This is a genomic window from Flavobacterium sp. CG_9.10, from assembly GCF_015752245.1.
Taxonomy (GTDB): Bacteria; Bacteroidota; Bacteroidia; order Flavobacteriales; family Flavobacteriaceae; genus Flavobacterium.
Map to the genome: position 1 here is coordinate 1 of NZ_JADOVD010000008.1, position 14,840 is coordinate 14,840.

The 14,840-nt window shown below is 34.5% G+C and carries 12 protein-coding genes and 1 pseudogene; 6 read left to right on the plus strand and 7 right to left on the minus strand.

Annotated elements, in window-relative coordinates; translation table 11 throughout:
• The 5 genes and pseudogenes from IWX84_RS08200 to IWX84_RS08220 all read right to left on the minus strand — a co-directional run.
• Positions 1 to 350: pseudogene (locus IWX84_RS08200) on the minus strand (hypothetical protein); the annotation flags it as partial.
• Between the two features lie 403 nt (positions 351 to 753).
• On the minus strand, positions 754 to 2,019 hold the full coding sequence (gene odhB / locus IWX84_RS08205; protein ID WP_196850259.1) for a 2-oxoglutarate dehydrogenase complex dihydrolipoyllysine-residue succinyltransferase: 1,266 nt from the start codon (positions 2,017 to 2,019) through the stop codon (positions 754 to 756).
• A gap of 27 nt (positions 2,020 to 2,046) precedes the next feature.
• Complete coding sequence (locus tag IWX84_RS08210) at positions 2,047 to 2,283, minus strand: DUF2442 domain-containing protein (RefSeq protein ID WP_196850260.1); 237 nt, start codon at positions 2,281 to 2,283, stop codon at positions 2,047 to 2,049.
• Complete coding sequence (locus tag IWX84_RS08215; protein ID WP_196850261.1) at positions 2,264 to 2,497, minus strand: DUF4160 domain-containing protein; 234 nt, start codon at positions 2,495 to 2,497, stop codon at positions 2,264 to 2,266. The genes IWX84_RS08210 and IWX84_RS08215 overlap by 20 nt, the downstream gene beginning before the upstream one ends.
• The gene (locus IWX84_RS08220; protein ID WP_196850262.1) at positions 2,497 to 5,271 is read right to left on the minus strand and encodes a 2-oxoglutarate dehydrogenase E1 component; all 2,775 of its coding nucleotides are present in this window, start codon (positions 5,269 to 5,271) and stop codon (positions 2,497 to 2,499) included. Before IWX84_RS08220 ends, IWX84_RS08215 begins: the two co-directional genes overlap by 1 nt.
• A 118-nt stretch (positions 5,272 to 5,389) precedes the next feature.
• On the opposite strand from IWX84_RS08220, the gene IWX84_RS08225 reads away from it, so the two are divergent.
• Positions 5,390 to 5,932, plus strand: coding sequence for a hypothetical protein (locus IWX84_RS08225; protein ID WP_196850263.1), 543 nt, complete (start codon positions 5,390 to 5,392; stop codon positions 5,930 to 5,932).
• Positions 5,933 to 5,994: 62 nt separating this feature from the next.
• Here IWX84_RS08225 and IWX84_RS08230 read toward each other — a convergent pair whose 3' ends face one another.
• The gene (locus tag IWX84_RS08230; RefSeq protein WP_196850264.1) at positions 5,995 to 6,345 is read right to left on the minus strand and encodes a hypothetical protein; all 351 of its coding nucleotides are present in this window, start codon (positions 6,343 to 6,345) and stop codon (positions 5,995 to 5,997) included.
• Between the two features lie 161 nt (positions 6,346 to 6,506).
• Positions 6,507 to 7,481 carry a polyprenyl synthetase family protein gene (locus IWX84_RS08235; protein ID WP_196850431.1) on the minus strand — a complete coding sequence of 325 codons (975 nt, stop codon included), beginning with the start codon at positions 7,479 to 7,481 and terminating at the stop codon, positions 6,507 to 6,509.
• Between the two features lie 276 nt (positions 7,482 to 7,757).
• Between IWX84_RS08235 and IWX84_RS08240 the strand changes: the two genes are divergently transcribed.
• From IWX84_RS08240 to IWX84_RS08260, 5 genes are all read left to right on the plus strand, one after another.
• Entirely contained in the window at positions 7,758 to 8,279 is a 522-nt protein-coding gene (locus IWX84_RS08240) for a YceI family protein (RefSeq protein ID WP_196850265.1), read from the plus strand.
• Between the two features lie 155 nt (positions 8,280 to 8,434).
• Positions 8,435 to 9,034: a TetR/AcrR family transcriptional regulator gene (locus IWX84_RS08245; protein WP_196850266.1), complete on the plus strand. Its 600-nt coding sequence runs from the start codon at positions 8,435 to 8,437 to the stop codon at positions 9,032 to 9,034.
• Positions 9,034 to 10,377: a TolC family protein gene (locus IWX84_RS08250; protein WP_196850267.1), complete on the plus strand. Its 1,344-nt coding sequence runs from the start codon at positions 9,034 to 9,036 to the stop codon at positions 10,375 to 10,377. The genes IWX84_RS08245 and IWX84_RS08250 overlap by 1 nt, the downstream gene beginning before the upstream one ends.
• Before the next feature lie 4 nt (positions 10,378 to 10,381).
• Positions 10,382 to 11,443, plus strand: coding sequence for an efflux RND transporter periplasmic adaptor subunit (locus IWX84_RS08255; protein WP_196850268.1), 1,062 nt, complete (start codon positions 10,382 to 10,384; stop codon positions 11,441 to 11,443).
• Positions 11,444 to 11,521: 78 nt separating this feature from the next.
• Positions 11,522 to 14,695, plus strand: coding sequence for an efflux RND transporter permease subunit (locus IWX84_RS08260; RefSeq protein ID WP_196850269.1), 3,174 nt, complete (start codon positions 11,522 to 11,524; stop codon positions 14,693 to 14,695).
• The last annotated feature ends 145 nt before the right edge of the window (positions 14,696 to 14,840 follow it).

The window sequence follows — 14,840 nt, forward strand, 5'->3', positions numbered from 1 at the left end:
GATTCTTTTTCAAAAGCAGCACCAGCTCCTTCAAACTTCAACAAAAGCTTTTTACCAGCGACTGGCGAAAATACTTTAACTTTAAAAACTTTATTAGTTGAGAAATCAACTGTGCTTCCCATCAAAAATTTGCTTCCGGCCCATGGTTGACCTGCACCTTTTACCATTTTGGCAACTTTAGAACTTGTATTAATTCCTGACATTTGTGGATTTGCAACTACTGTTGCAGCACCTCCATCGAAATCAGTGAATGCATAAGTCACAGTTGACGATTCAAAATCTAAAGGCAGTGTTTGTGAAAATCCTATCGAATAAACCAACAGGAAAATGATTAGAGTAATTTTCTTCATAATTTTGAGTAAATAGTTATTCTCAAATTTATGAATGTATTATGATGTAAGTTAAAATGTTACCTATCTAAAAACTATACAACATCCTAAAGAAATACCACAGTTAAAAATAGCCCTAAATCCTGCTATAACTGCTACTTACTTTTATTAAATGAGCTGCAAAGAAAGATTTGTACATCTGTTTAACGCGACAATGTTGTGGTAATGTTATGGTAAATCCTCGCTATAAGACCATTATTTTTAAACAAAATCTAATTTATTATAAAATAAAAAATCATAATCATAAAAAAAAGTAAAAATAATTACATATTTCTAAGTCAAGAATTGACCAAAAAAAATCCCGCCATGTTTCTGAACAAGGCGGGATTAAAATATTTCTCAGTAGGTTTGATAAATATCAATATTACAACTCTAATGCTTTTTTAGGATTGTTATCCATCAATAATTCTAATGGATTTTCTAACGCTTCTTTTACTGCAACTAAAAAACCAACAGACTCACGACCATCAATAATTCTGTGGTCGTATGAAAGTGCCACATACATCATAGGATGAATTTCCACTTTTCCGTTTACGGCAATAGGACGCTCGATAATGTTGTGCATTCCAAGAATTCCAGATTGTGGAGGATTGATAATCGGCGTACTTAACATACTACCAAAAACACCACCATTAGTAATCGTGAAAGTTCCACCAGTCATATCATCAACCGTGATTTGTCCGTCACGTGCTTTGATAGCTAATCTTTTAATATCAGATTCTACACCACGGAAAGTCAAGTTCTCCGCATTACGAACTACAGGAACCATTAAACCTTTAGGTCCGGAAACTGCAATTGAAATGTCGCAAAAATCGAAAGCAATCTTGTGATCACCATCCATCATTGAGTTTACATCCGGGAATAATTTTAAAGCTCTAGTTACGGCTTTAGTAAAGAACGACATGTATCCTAAACCAATTCCGCCATGTTTCGCTTTGAACGCATCTTTGTATTCATTACGCAAGTTGTTGATTGGCGTCATGTTCACTTCATTGAACGTAGTCAACATAGCTGTTTCATTTTTGGCAGCGACCAATCTTTCCGCTACTTTACGACGCAACATAGATAATTTAGTACGTTCAGTCCCACGAGATCCTCCTGTAGGAGTTCCCATAGATGGAACCGCATTTACGGCATCATCTTTAGTGATTCTTCCGTCTTTTCCTGTCCCTGATATGGAAACAGGCGCTATATTTTTTTCGTCTAATATTTTTCTTGCTGCTGGAGATGGTGTTCCAGAAGCGTAAGTTGTTGCTGCAACTGGAGTTGCTTTTGGTTCCGAAGTCTCGGGAGCTGCTTTAACTTCCGGTTTAACTTCCGCCTTTGGTCCCGAAGTCTCGGGATCAACTGCTTTTGTAACCTCTGCAGCTGGCGCATCACCAGATGGTTTAGCAGCATCTGTATCGATAAGACAAACCACTGCCCCAACTGCTACTGCATCACCTTCTTCTGCTTTTAGTGTAATAATCCCACTAGCTTCAGCTGGCAATTCCAGTGTTGCTTTGTCAGAATCAACCTCAGCAATTGCTTGGTCTTTTTCTACATAATCTCCGTCTTTCACTAACCATGTTGCAATTTCAACTTCTTTTATTGATTCCCCTGGTGATGGAACTTTCATTTCTAAAATCATCTTTTATAATTTTATTTGTGTGTTATTTTATTCTAATAAATTTTCAATTGAAATATCTTCATCAATCTCTTCCCAATGAACGCCTTCTCCTTTGCCGATGAATCTCCATTTTTTTAGTTGCTCTTCGGTTGCTTTTCTTAATCTTGGAAACCATTCTAACGGCACAGCTAATTCACGTCCATCTTCTAAAAAAACAATCATTTTAGATTCTGAAAAAACAATGTCTATTGCATTTTTTGATTTGCTAATTACTGAAAAACTCATCCCATTTATATATTAAAAGTTCTTGATTTCGTTCTACTAAATTACGTATTGTTTTTAATTGAGTGGAATTAAATCCTGATGATTTTACTAATTCTATATTTTCTAAATTAAATTTTGCTATTTTTTCGGCGTTTTCAACATGAATATGCTTTGGCAAATGTTCATTACTGTAAAAGAAAAAACGGAACCCATCAGTTATTAATACAGTTGGCACTACCTAAATAAATTTTTATCAAAAACCATTCGTATTGCATCCGCCTGACGACGTTTTGCTCTTGTATAACTTCCTGCAGCTGGAGCAGCATATGCTTTTAGCGAAGCCAATCTCCATTTTACTAAATTGAAGTTCATCAACATAAAACTGTAGGCTCCCATGTTTTTTGGTTCTTCCTGTGCCCAAACGTAATCATCGGCATTTGGATATTTCGCAATAATGGCGCTTAATTGTTCTACTGGTAGAGGGAACAATTGTTCAATTCTCACCACAGCAACATCTTTACGACCATTGATTTCTCTTTCGGCAGTAATATCATAATAGAATTTACCGGTACAAAAAACCAATGTTTTTACATCCGCTTTATTCACCGTTTCATCATCGAATGTTTCTTGGAAAGTTCCATTTGCAAATTCTTCAACAGTAGAAACTACTCTTGGATCACGCAACAAACTCTTTGGAGTAAACACAATAAGTGGTTTACGGAAAGTCGTTTTCATTTGTCTTCTAAGCAAATGGTAAAAATTCGCTGGCGTTGTACAATCGGCGACAAACATATTTTGTCTGGCGCAAAGTTGTAAATAACGTTCCATTCTGGCAGAGGAATGTTCCGCTCCCTGTCCTTCATATCCGTGAGGCAATAATAAAACAATTCCGTTTTGATTGTTCCATTTATCTTCCCCACAAGAAATATATTGGTCAATCATAATTTGGGCTCCATTACTGAAATCCCCAAACTGCGCTTCCCAAATTGTTAATGCATTTGGGTTAGTCAAGGCATATCCATAATCAAAACCTAAAACACCATATTCTGATAAAAGTGAGTTGAAAATATTGAATTTCCCTACTTTACCTTCTAAATTGTTTATCAAGACTACTTCCTCTTCGGAGTCTTCTACCTTAACTACAGCATGACGATGGGAGAAAGTACCACGTTCTACGTCTTGTCCGGAAATACGAACATCATATCCTTCTTGTAATAATGATCCATAAGCTAAATGTTCGGCCATTGCCCAATCCAACTTATTAGTTTCGAAAAACATTGTTTTTCTATCGTTGATTAGTTTTTGAATTTTACTAATAAACTTTTTATCCGCAGGCAAGTTACAAATCGCATTGGCCACTTGTGTAAGTCCTTCAATTGAATAAGTTGTATCTACTTTTTCAAGCATTTGTACGTCTGTAACCTGTTCAAAACCTCTCCATTCATTTTTCATAAATGGTGTGATAATAGTCAGGTCTTTTTTACGCGATTCTTCAAGATTTACTTCCAGATTAGATTTATATTCTTTCTCTAATCCGTTTACATAAGTAACGTCGATCACTCCTTCTGACAACAATTTTTCAGCATAAATATCTCTAGGATTTTGATGCTTTGCTATCAGTTTGTAAAGTACAGGCTGTGTAAAACGAGGTTCATCTCCTTCATTATGCCCGTATTTTCTATATCCTAATAAATCTATAAACACATCACGGCCAAATTGCATTCTAAAGTCTAATGCAAATGACATCGCATGCACCACAGCTTCCGCATCATCTGCATTCACGTGCAATACCGGTGAAAGTGTTACTTTGGCAACATCCGTACAATACGTTGATGAACGAGCGTCAAGATAATTAGTGGTAAATCCTACTTGATTATTTATTACAATATGAATCGTACCTCCCGTTTTGTATCCATCCAACTGAGCCATTTGAACAATTTCATAAAGAATTCCCTGACCAGCGATCGCTGCATCTCCGTGAACGGCAATTGGCAATACTTTTGAAAAGTCATTAGGGAAATATTTATCTTGTTTTGCTCTTGTAATTCCTTCGATTACAGCACCTACTGTTTCAAGGTGTGAAGGGTTTGGAGCCAAATTAATGTTTATATTTTTTCCTGATCTGGTTACTTTTTCAGCGGTAAGTCCTAAGTGGTATTTTACGTCACCATCAAAATATTCCTGATCGTAATCTTTACCGTCAAATTCTCCAAAAATATCTTGAGTAGATTTTCCGAAAATATTTGCTAAAACATTCAAACGACCACGGTGAGCCATTCCCATAACAAATTGTTCCACTCCTTTTTCAGCTGCTTTTTCAATTAAAGCATCAAGTGCAGGAATTATTGATTCTCCACCTTCAAGCGAAAATCTTTTTTGACCTACATATTTAGTGTGTAAGAAATTTTCGAAAGAAACGGCTTGATTTAATTTACCTAGAATTATTTTCTTTTCATCAGCAGAGAAGTTAGGTAGGTTGTCATTTATCCCTAATTTATCTTGCATCCATTGAATAACTTCCGGCTTTCTTATATACATGTACTCCACCCCAATATGTTGACAATAAATATTATCAAGGTGAACAATAATTTCTTTAAGCGTACATGGTTGAATTCCAATTACTTTTGCTGCGTCAAAAACAGTATTTAAATCTGCTGACGAAAGTCCGAAATTTACAATATCCAACGTTGGTGATGAAGTTCTTCTTTCTCTAACGGGATTTGTTTTTGTAAACAAATGTCCGCGCGATCGGTAGCTATCAATTAATTTCAATACGTTAAACTCTTTTTGAAGTTTATCAGAAACAGGAGCATGTTCAACATTACCAGCGGCAACATTTGCTATATAAGCAACTGGATTTTCATCATTATAGGTGGTCATTCCAAAGTCGAAACCTTGAAAAAAACTTCTCCAACTTGGCTCGACGCTATCTGGATTTTCTAAATATTGATCGTATAATTGTGCGAAGAATTCGGTGTGTGCTGCGTTTAAAAATGAAAACCTATCCATAATATTTGTGAATGTTTTTTTTTGTCAAATCGAGGGACAAAAGTACAATAAACCAATATATTTAATTCAGTTTTTTACGTACTTTTACGTTAATATTTGTTAAATTAACAACATAATCATGGAAAAGAATCAATTTCAGACTATTTATAAATATATTTTGATTTCTACAACCTTATTGTTTTCGAGTTTATTATTTGCACAGCAACAAACAGCATCTCCAAAAATGCAAAGTGATTTCTGGCGAAAAGTACAATTTGGTGGTGGAATTGGTTTGAGCTTTGGTTCTGGCTACACCGACATTTCTTTAGCACCAAGTGCCATTTATAATTTCAATCAGTATGTCGCTTTAGGCCTTGGTGCACAATATACCTACATAAAGCAAAAAAATTATTACGCGTCAAACTTATATGGTGGAAGTGTTATAGCACTGTTTAATCCAATAGAAGAAATCCAACTTTCGGCGGAACTGGAAGAACTGAGAGTTAATATAAATTTGATTGGCTCCAATAGCAATTCTCAAGATTACTGGAATACCGGTTTATTTCTTGGTGCAGGTTACAGAACTGGAAATGTGACTATTGGCGCACGCTACAATGTATTACGAGACACTAATGATGTTTATGGCAATGCATTCATGCCTTTTGTACGGGTTTATTTTTAAAAAACAAGGAAATTGGAGAAATGAAAAAAAATTCTCAATTGCTACTTCTAATATTATAACAGTTAATACTTATTGCGAAACCAAACTTTCTGCCATTCTCTTTTTAAAATTAAAAAAGCAACTTGCTCAGCCAAAACCACTAAATCCGAACCATCCAGCTTTTTTATTTGTTCTTCAGAAACATCAATTATATATAGCAGATTAAGATATTCGGCAAATTTATACTCAATCAGGCGATATATTTTGTCGTGTAATTGCAGTTTCAATTCAGCGGGAGAAATGCTTAAAGGAAAATCAATCGCTTCGTTGGCGAGGTTAAAATCCTTATTAAGTTGTTCAACTAACTTTAGATATAAGGTTTCTTTTCCGGCTTCCGATAGTAGTGAATCTGTATTTATTGGCGCTATGAACATTAGATTTCAGATTTTTGATTAACGAATTTAGATTTTTGATTTTAAGAAATTGCTCTAAATGTTTGATTTTTTTTTAAATTATACTGATTTTTGAAATTAACCATTATATATCCGAAGTAAAATTTCTGCAATCAAAAAATCTCTAATTTGAAATCAAAAATCTACACTTTTCGTCCCATTAAATTCTCCCCGAAGGCTCTCAATATTACTTTTTTATCTTCGTCAATATTCATTTTATCCACTATTTCAAATGCTTTAAAAGTGAATTCCTGTATAGCATCTTGCGTTGCTTTTGAGGCTCCAGAACTATTAAAAATTTCTTTTACTGCATTAATTTTATTTGAATTTTCGATAGGTTGATTGGAGAATAAATCTAATAATTGTTGGGCTTGCTCTTTTTTCGAAAATTCCAATGCTTTTAAATACAAATAGGTTTTTTTATTTTCAATAATATCTCCACCTACTTGTTTTCCAAAAGTTTCAGGATCACCAAAGGCGTCCAAATAATCATCTTGCAATTGAAAAGCCAAGCCTAAATTCAACCCAAAATCATAAATTAAATTAGCATTTTCTTTAGAAGTTTCGGCAATTATCGCACCCATTTTCATTGCTGCCGCTACCAAAACTGCCGTTTTATATTCAATCATTTTTAGATAATCGGCAATTGTAACATCGTCACGCGTTTCAAAATCAACGTCCCATTGCTGTCCTTCACAAACTTGAAGAGCCGTTTTGCTAAACAATTTTGCTAGTTTTCGAAATATCTTTGGTTGATATTGTTCAAAATACTGATAAGCCAGAATGAGCATCGCATCGCCAGATAAAATCCCAGTGTTTATATTCCACTTTTCATGAACGGTCGCCTGCCCTCTTCGTAGGGGTGCATCATCCATAATGTCATCATGAACCAACGAGAAATTATGAAAAACTTCAACGGCCAAAGCAGCCGGCAAGGCTTTTTTATAATCTGCACCAAAAATTTCAGTGGTCATCAAAGTAAGCACCGGACGGATTCTTTTTCCTCCAAGATCTAAAATATAATGTATTGGTTCATACAAATTTTTTGGCTCTTTAATTTCATATTGGGATTGCAAATAAGCTGAAATGAATTCCTGATACTGGTAAATGGTATGCATCATTTTTTTGTTTAAAGTTTAAAGTTTAAAAAGTTTTCATGAAAGTTCTGGCTTTTCGGACTTTATATACCACAAAGAAACTCAAAAAACTTTAAACTTTAAACTTTAAACTTTCTCAAATGTTAAATAAAAATAAAAACATTGGAAACTATTTTGGTATTCAAAGTTTCCGCTTTACATTTGCACTGAAAATTTTAACATCCTCTAACATATAATTATGACATTTCGAATCAATGCGAAATGAAATAATAATTACAAAATAATACTTAACCCATTATGAAAACAAAATGGACAATTGATTCAAGCCAATCCGATGTATTAATTAAAAACAGACACTCCACAATTGCGTTTATGGACGGTACAATCAACAAATTTACAGGTCACGTAGATATTGAGGATAATGAACTTGAAGATGCCTCGATCGAATTTGCTTTGGACGTAAATAATAAGCCAACAAAACTGGATCAAATTGACAGCTACTTGAAATTGAATGATTTTTTCAATACAAATGAATATCCAGTTATTAGTTTCAAGTCGACCTCATTTCAAAAAGTAAATAGAAACATTAATTTTTTGAAAGGGAATCTAACTATTAGAAACATCACCAAAGTTGTTGAATTAGATGCTGCATTTATTGGGATTAACACAGAAAATGGCGTTCAAAAAGCTGCTTTCGAAATAATTGGAAAGATAAATCGCAAAGATTTTGACTTACCGTTCAATTCCTATACACAAACCGGAGGTTTAGCAAAGGGACAAGATATCAACCTGATTGCTAATTTAGAATTCACCGCTTAAAAGACAAGGTTACAGAATTGTTAAATTTATGTCAATAATTTGGAAACTATTTTGGTGTTCAAAGTTTCCAAGTTATATTTGCATTCATAATTTTACTTATTTCTATAATTAACAGCAACTTACAAATCCCGGAATATTGGGAAAAGCACAAAAAAATGAAAGAAAAAATTATATCAAAAGCAAGCGACATGTTTTTAAAACTTGGTTTTAAAAGCATTACCATGGATGATATTGCAGGAGAAATGTGCATTTCTAAAAAAACAATTTATAAATATTTCTGTAATAAAGAAATCCTTATTGAAGAAAGTACAGAAGCAATTCACAAAGAAATTCATCAAATTATTGATAATATCATAGTTAAAAATTACAATGCCATTGAGGAAAATTTCGAGATAAGAAAAATGTTCAAAGAGATGTTTCAATCCTCTGATAATTCCCCTATTTATCAATTAAGAAAACATTATCCTGAAATATATGATAAGGTAATGGCACGAGAAATAAGCGAATGCAACAGTGTTTTTAGAATTAATATTGAAAAAGGAATTGAACAAGGACTGTACCGAGAAAGCATTCATATTGATCGCTACACCAATTTTTATTATCATCTTATTTTTAGCATTAAAGAAAGCACCAGTTCCGAAAAAGAATCACAAAAAATAGAACTTGAAGCTTTAGAATATCACACTAGAGCCATGGCTACACCAAATGGAATTATTGAATTGGAAAAAAATTTACTAAACCTTAATATATCATAATGAACAGATTAATATTAATAACCATCTTAGCTTTTGCGATTACAGCAAAATCTCAAGAAGCAAAGCCGTTGACATTGAAAGATGCAATCACCTATGCTTTAGAAAATAAATCAGATGCGAAAAAAGCGAAACTGAAAGTAGAAAACGGAGAATACCAAATACAAGAGGTACGATCTAGAGCATTACCTCAAATTTCGGCAAACGGAACATTAACGTACAACCCGATTTTGCAAACGACTTTTCTGGATGCAGGTTCTTTTGGTGGTGAAAAAGGAAAAACAATTCAGGCTACTTTTGGACAAAAATGGACTTCAACCGCCGGATTATCATTGACTCAAGCACTTTTTGATCAATCTGTTTTTACCGGTTTAAAAGCGGCAAAATCAACGAGGGAGTTTTATCAAATAAACGAACAGTTGACGGAAGAACAAGTAATTGAAAGAGTGGCGAATAACTATTATCAAGTATATGTTCAAAGACAAAAATTGACTGTTCTTGACAGTAATTATGTTAACACCAATAAAGTTAAGAACATTATTAAAGGACAATTTGATAATGGTCTGGCTAAAAAAATAGACTTAGACCGAATTTTAGTAAAAATATCGAACATCAGCACCCAACGCCAACAGGTTTTGAATGCCGTTCAGTTACAAGAAAATGCTTTGAAATTTTACATGGGAATGCCAATTGAAACAAAAATCATAATTCCCGTATCTCAATTTGAAGTTTCACCTCAAGCCTTATCTCAAGCCCCAAATACAGAGACTAGAACAGAGTATTTGCTTTTGAAAAAACAAGAACAGTTATTAACCTATCAGAAAAAAGCAGATCAAGCGGCTTATTACCCATCGCTTAACCTTTCTGCTGGTTACAATTACATAGGTCAAGGTCCAAAAATGCCTTGGGGTGCAAAACCAGCTGATGGCGTTTATTGGTCTGATTTCTCTTCGATTGGTTTGAACTTAAAAGTGCCGATTTTTTCAGGATTTGCAACACGAGCAAAAGTGAGACAAGCAGATGTAACTTTGAGATCTTTGAAAGAAGACATCGACGACACAAAATTAGGTCTTGATTTGGCTTATGAAAATGCCAAAATACAAATTGACAATAGCATAACTATCATTGCAAACCAAAAAGGTAATGCTCAATTGGCTCAAGATGTTTTAAACAATACCCGAAATAATTACGTGCAAGGATTGGCTTCTTTAACTGATTTATTGGATGCCGAAAACTCATTGACAGAAGCACAAAACAATTACACGTCTGCAATATTAGATTACAAACTAGCCGAAATTCAATTAATCAAATCAAAAGGAGAATTAAGATCACTTATAAATAACTAAGAAAATGAAAAAAAATATACTAACCGGAATAATCATATTAGGAGTACTGGCAATTATTGCTTTTACTTTAATGAATAATAAAAACGAGAATGAAGCAAAAACAGCCATTGTAGCAGAGAAAAACGCTACTGTTTCAGTTAAAACCGAAACCGTTAAAACGGAAGAAGTATCTCTGGATTTTACTGCTAATGGGAATTTTGAGCCACTACAGGAATTAAATTTTTCCGCAGAAAAACCAGGGAGAGTGGTTCGCGTTTTGGTTAAAGAAGGTGACAATGTTAGAATTGGACAAACTTTGGCAATTGTAAGAAGTGAACAAATTTCATCGGATTTGCAAACTGCTCAAGCTTCTTATCAAAATGCAGTAGCGGATTACAACCGTTTTGAAAATGCATATAAAACAGGTGGAGTTACAAAACAACAAGTAGATCAAGCCAGATTAGGCTTAGTGACTTCAAAATCAAGATTGCAACAAGCTAAAGTTAACATTGGCGATACAAACATTAAATCTACAATTAATGGGGTTGTAAATAAAAAATATATTGAGCCTGGTTCTGTACTGGGTGCTGCAACCCAAATGTTTGACATCGTTAATGTTTCAAAATTAAAATTGAAAGTTACCGTTAATGAAAATCAGGTTGCTCGTTTGAAAATAGGAAACAACACAAAAGTTACTGCCAGTGTCTATCCTGACCAAATATTTTCAGGTAAAATTACTTTCATCGCTCCAAAGGCGGATACTAGCTTGAACTTTCCTGTAGAAATAGAAATTGCAAATAATTCATCTAATGATTTAAAAGCCGGAATGTACGGGACAGCTGAATTTGCATCCAATCAACAAAAACAATCTTTGATGATTGTTCCTAGAAATGCATTTATAGGAAGTGTAAGCAGCAACCAAATTTTTGTAATTGAAAATGGAACTGCAAAACTGAAAACGGTAACAGCAGGTAGAATTCTTGGTGACAAAGTAGAAATTTTAAGTGGACTTTCTGAAGGGGAAACGGTTATTATTACAGGACAAATCAACTTGACTGACGGTACAAAAGTGGATGTTATTAAATAAGTCTTAAAGTCGAAAGTCTTAAAGTCATAAAGAAACAGCTTAGAGCTTAAAGCTTGAAGCCTAAAGCCAGATAAAAATATGAAATTAGCAGAAATATCCATAAAACGCCCTTCATTAGTTATCGTATTATTTACGATTCTAACATTGGGGGGACTGTTCAGTTACAGCCAATTAGGCTATGAGTTGATACCGAAATTTGAAACAAACGTAATTTCGATTGCAACTGTTTATCCAGGTGCATCGCCTAGTGAAGTTGAAAACACGGTTACTAAAAAAATTGAAGACGCGATTTCCTCCTTAGAAAACATCAAGAAAATCGACTCTAAGTCATTTGAAAGTTTATCCTCGGTTTCTATAACATTAACATCGAATGCTGATGTTAATATTTCGATGAACGATGCGCAGCGAAAAATAAATGCAATCATAAACGACTTGCCAGATGATGCGCAAGCCCCTTCCTTAAACAAATTTTCCTTAAGCGATTTACCAATTATGACAATTGGTGCCAATGGAAAAATGGACGAAGTTGAATTTTACGACTTAGTTGATAAAAAATTAGCACCAGTACTATCACGAGTGCCAGGAGTAGCACAAGTAAACATTACGGGGGGACAAGAAAGAGAAATACAAGTTAATCTCGATGCGGTAAAAATGCAAGCCTACGGACTTTCGGTCCCACAAGTACAGCAAAATATTTTATCCTCAAACTTGGATTTTCCAACAGGAAATATTCAAACCCGTGAGCAAAAAATATTAATCCGATTAGCCGGAAAATACAAGAATGTTGAAGAACTGAGAAACTTAATTGTTTCTTCTAGAAACGGTATTCAGATTCGTTTACGCGATATTGCTGATGTTCAGGATACTCAAAAGCTTACTGAAAAAGTAGCACGTGTCAATCAGAAAAGTGCCATTATTTTACAAATTATAAAGCAATCTGATGCCAATGCGGTTGCAGTAAGTGAAGAGTTAGTTAAGACAATTGCTAAATTAGAAGCGGAGTACAAAACGGAGGAATTAAAACTAAAAATTGCTAAAGACAGTACCATTTTCACCCTTGAAGCTGCTGATGCTGTAGTGCACGATTTGCTTATTGCCGTTCTTTTAGTGGCTTTTGTGATGTTATTTTTCTTGCACAGTATTCGAAACTCCTTGATTGTAATGGTTTCTATTCCTGCATCGTTAATTGCCACTTTTATTGGGATTTACTTAATGGGTTATACCTTGAACTTAATGAGTTTATTAGGATTGTCACTCGTTGTAGGTATTCTTGTGGATGATGCGATTGTGGTTCTTGAAAATATTTACAGGCACATGGAAATGGGCAAAAACAAAGTTCGAGCTGCCTATGATGGTACAGCCGAAATTGGTGGAACTGTAGTATCGATTACGCTTGTAATTGTGGTTGTATTTTTACCAATTGCATTGAGTTCTGGTCTGGTTTCTAATATTATTACGCAATTTTGTGTAACTGTAATTATATCTACTTTATTGTCATTAGTTGCTTCGTTTACTATTATTCCTTGGTTATCATCCAGATACGGAAAATTAGAACACATTGAAGGTAAAAACCTTTTTGGAAGAATCATTCTTGGTTTTGAAAGTTATTTAACCCGTTTCATCAACTGGATCTCTGGATTACTGACATGGTCTTTGGATCATTATAAAACAACACTTGCCATTGTTTTAGTTTTATTCTTCAGTTCAATTGCATTGGTACCAGCAGGATTTATTGGGGGTGAGTTCTTTGCAGCATCGGATAGTGGTGAGTTTTTAGTTCAAATCGAAATGCCAAAAGATGCTTCGCTAGAACAAACCAACTTCATGACGCAAAAAGCAGAAGCCTTTTTAGAGAAAGAAGATTTTGTTCACAGTCAATTTACTATTGTGGGTCAAACTAGTGGTGGTATGGGGGCTTCACAATCAACTGCATATAAATCAGAGATTAACGTAAAAATGGTTGAATTAGACCAGCGCGATGAACCTGCAAATGTGTATGCCGCAAAAACAAAGCGCAAATTACAAAAAATATTAGTTGGAGCCAAAGTAAAAACGGTTCCAGTAGGTATTTTAGGAACAGCTGAAGATGCTACTTTAGGACTTATTGTAACGGGTCCAGATGTAGAAAGTGCTATGAAATTTGCTATTGCTGCCGAAAAGGAATTGCGCACAATTCCCGGTGCAACAGAAATTGAACTATCGGTAGAGGACGGAAATCCTGAAGTAAGCGTAAAAGTAGACAGAGATAAAATGGCCGCACTTGGTTTGAGTTTACAAACCGTAGGTATGACTATGCAAACTGCTTTTAGTGGAAACACAGACGGGCGTTTTAGAGCTGGAGAATACGAATACGACATCAATATTAAGTATAATGCTTTCGACAGAAAAAGTATTGCTGATGTAAGCAACTTGATATTCATAAACGACTCTGGTCAACAAATCGAGTTAAATCAATTTGCAACTGTAACTGAAGGTTCTGGTCCAAGCCAATTAGAGCGAAGAGACAAAACAGCATCAGTAACGGTTAAAGGCCAAAATGTAGGTATTTCTTCTGGAACGATTGTATCACAATGGGAAGAAAAAATTAAAAAACTTAAAAAACCAGTTGGTGTAGACTATATCTGGGGTGGACAAAAAGAGAATGAAACCGAAGGTTTTGGAACATTAGGAATTGCTTTATTGGCTGCTATTATCTTGGTTTACCTAGTAATGGTTTCGTTGTACGATAGTTTTGTACACCCATTCGTAGTATTATTTGCTATACCGCTTTCGTTTATTGGAGCATTATTAGCCTTGGCATTGACGAATAATACGTTGAATATATTTACTATTCTTGGGGTGATTATGTTAATTGGTCTGGTTTGTAAAAATGCGATTATGCTTGTGGATTATACCAATCAGCGAAGAGCCGCCGGGGAAACAATACGAACTGCTTTGATTCAAGCGAATCACGCTCGTTTACGTCCAATTCTTATGACAACTATTGCGATGGTATTTGGTATGTTCCCAATTGCGTTAGCTTCAGGAGCCGGGGCCGAATGGAAAAATGGTTTGGCGTGGGTAATCATTGGAGGATTGATCAGTTCACTATTCCTTACCTTGATCATTGTTCCTGTGATTTATGAAATCATGGAGAAATTAATTTACAAATTCACAAAAGGAGAAAAAACAGATTACGAAGCTGAAATGGTAGCTGATTATGACCATAAAGAATTGAGCGAAGATGGATTTAATCCAAAACACACGATTTAAAAACTGAATTTATTATCAAAGACAAAACCTGTTCATTAATTTGAACAGGTTTTTTTGTTTTAACGTAATGCAGAAAAGGAATTAGAGCTAATAAACAAGATACTATAATTTTTTAAAACCGACGTTAAGCATCTTCTTTTTCCTT

What these genes read in the sequence shown, in the direction of transcription:
- odhB (WP_196850259.1), bottom strand. Translation starts at nt 2,019, where the DNA reads ATGATTTTAGAAATGAAAGTTCCATCACCAGGGGAATCAATAAAAGAA.
- IWX84_RS08210 (WP_196850260.1), bottom strand. Translation starts at nt 2,283, where the DNA reads ATGAGTTTTTCAGTAATTAGCAAATCAAAAAATGCAATAGACATTGTT.
- IWX84_RS08220 (WP_196850262.1), bottom strand. Translation starts at nt 5,271, where the DNA reads ATGGATAGGTTTTCATTTTTAAACGCAGCACACACCGAATTCTTCGCA.
- IWX84_RS08225 (WP_196850263.1), top strand. Translation starts at nt 5,390, where the DNA reads ATGGAAAAGAATCAATTTCAGACTATTTATAAATATATTTTGATTTCT.
- IWX84_RS08230 (WP_196850264.1), bottom strand. Translation starts at nt 6,345, where the DNA reads ATGTTCATAGCGCCAATAAATACAGATTCACTACTATCGGAAGCCGGA.
- IWX84_RS08235 (WP_196850431.1), bottom strand. Translation starts at nt 7,481, where the DNA reads ATGCATACCATTTACCAGTATCAGGAATTCATTTCAGCTTATTTGCAA.
- IWX84_RS08240 (WP_196850265.1), top strand. Translation starts at nt 7,758, where the DNA reads ATGAAAACAAAATGGACAATTGATTCAAGCCAATCCGATGTATTAATT.
- IWX84_RS08245 (WP_196850266.1), top strand. Translation starts at nt 8,435, where the DNA reads ATGAAAGAAAAAATTATATCAAAAGCAAGCGACATGTTTTTAAAACTT.
- IWX84_RS08250 (WP_196850267.1), top strand. Translation starts at nt 9,034, where the DNA reads ATGAACAGATTAATATTAATAACCATCTTAGCTTTTGCGATTACAGCA.
- IWX84_RS08255 (WP_196850268.1), top strand. Translation starts at nt 10,382, where the DNA reads ATGAAAAAAAATATACTAACCGGAATAATCATATTAGGAGTACTGGCA.
- IWX84_RS08260 (WP_196850269.1), top strand. Translation starts at nt 11,522, where the DNA reads ATGAAATTAGCAGAAATATCCATAAAACGCCCTTCATTAGTTATCGTA.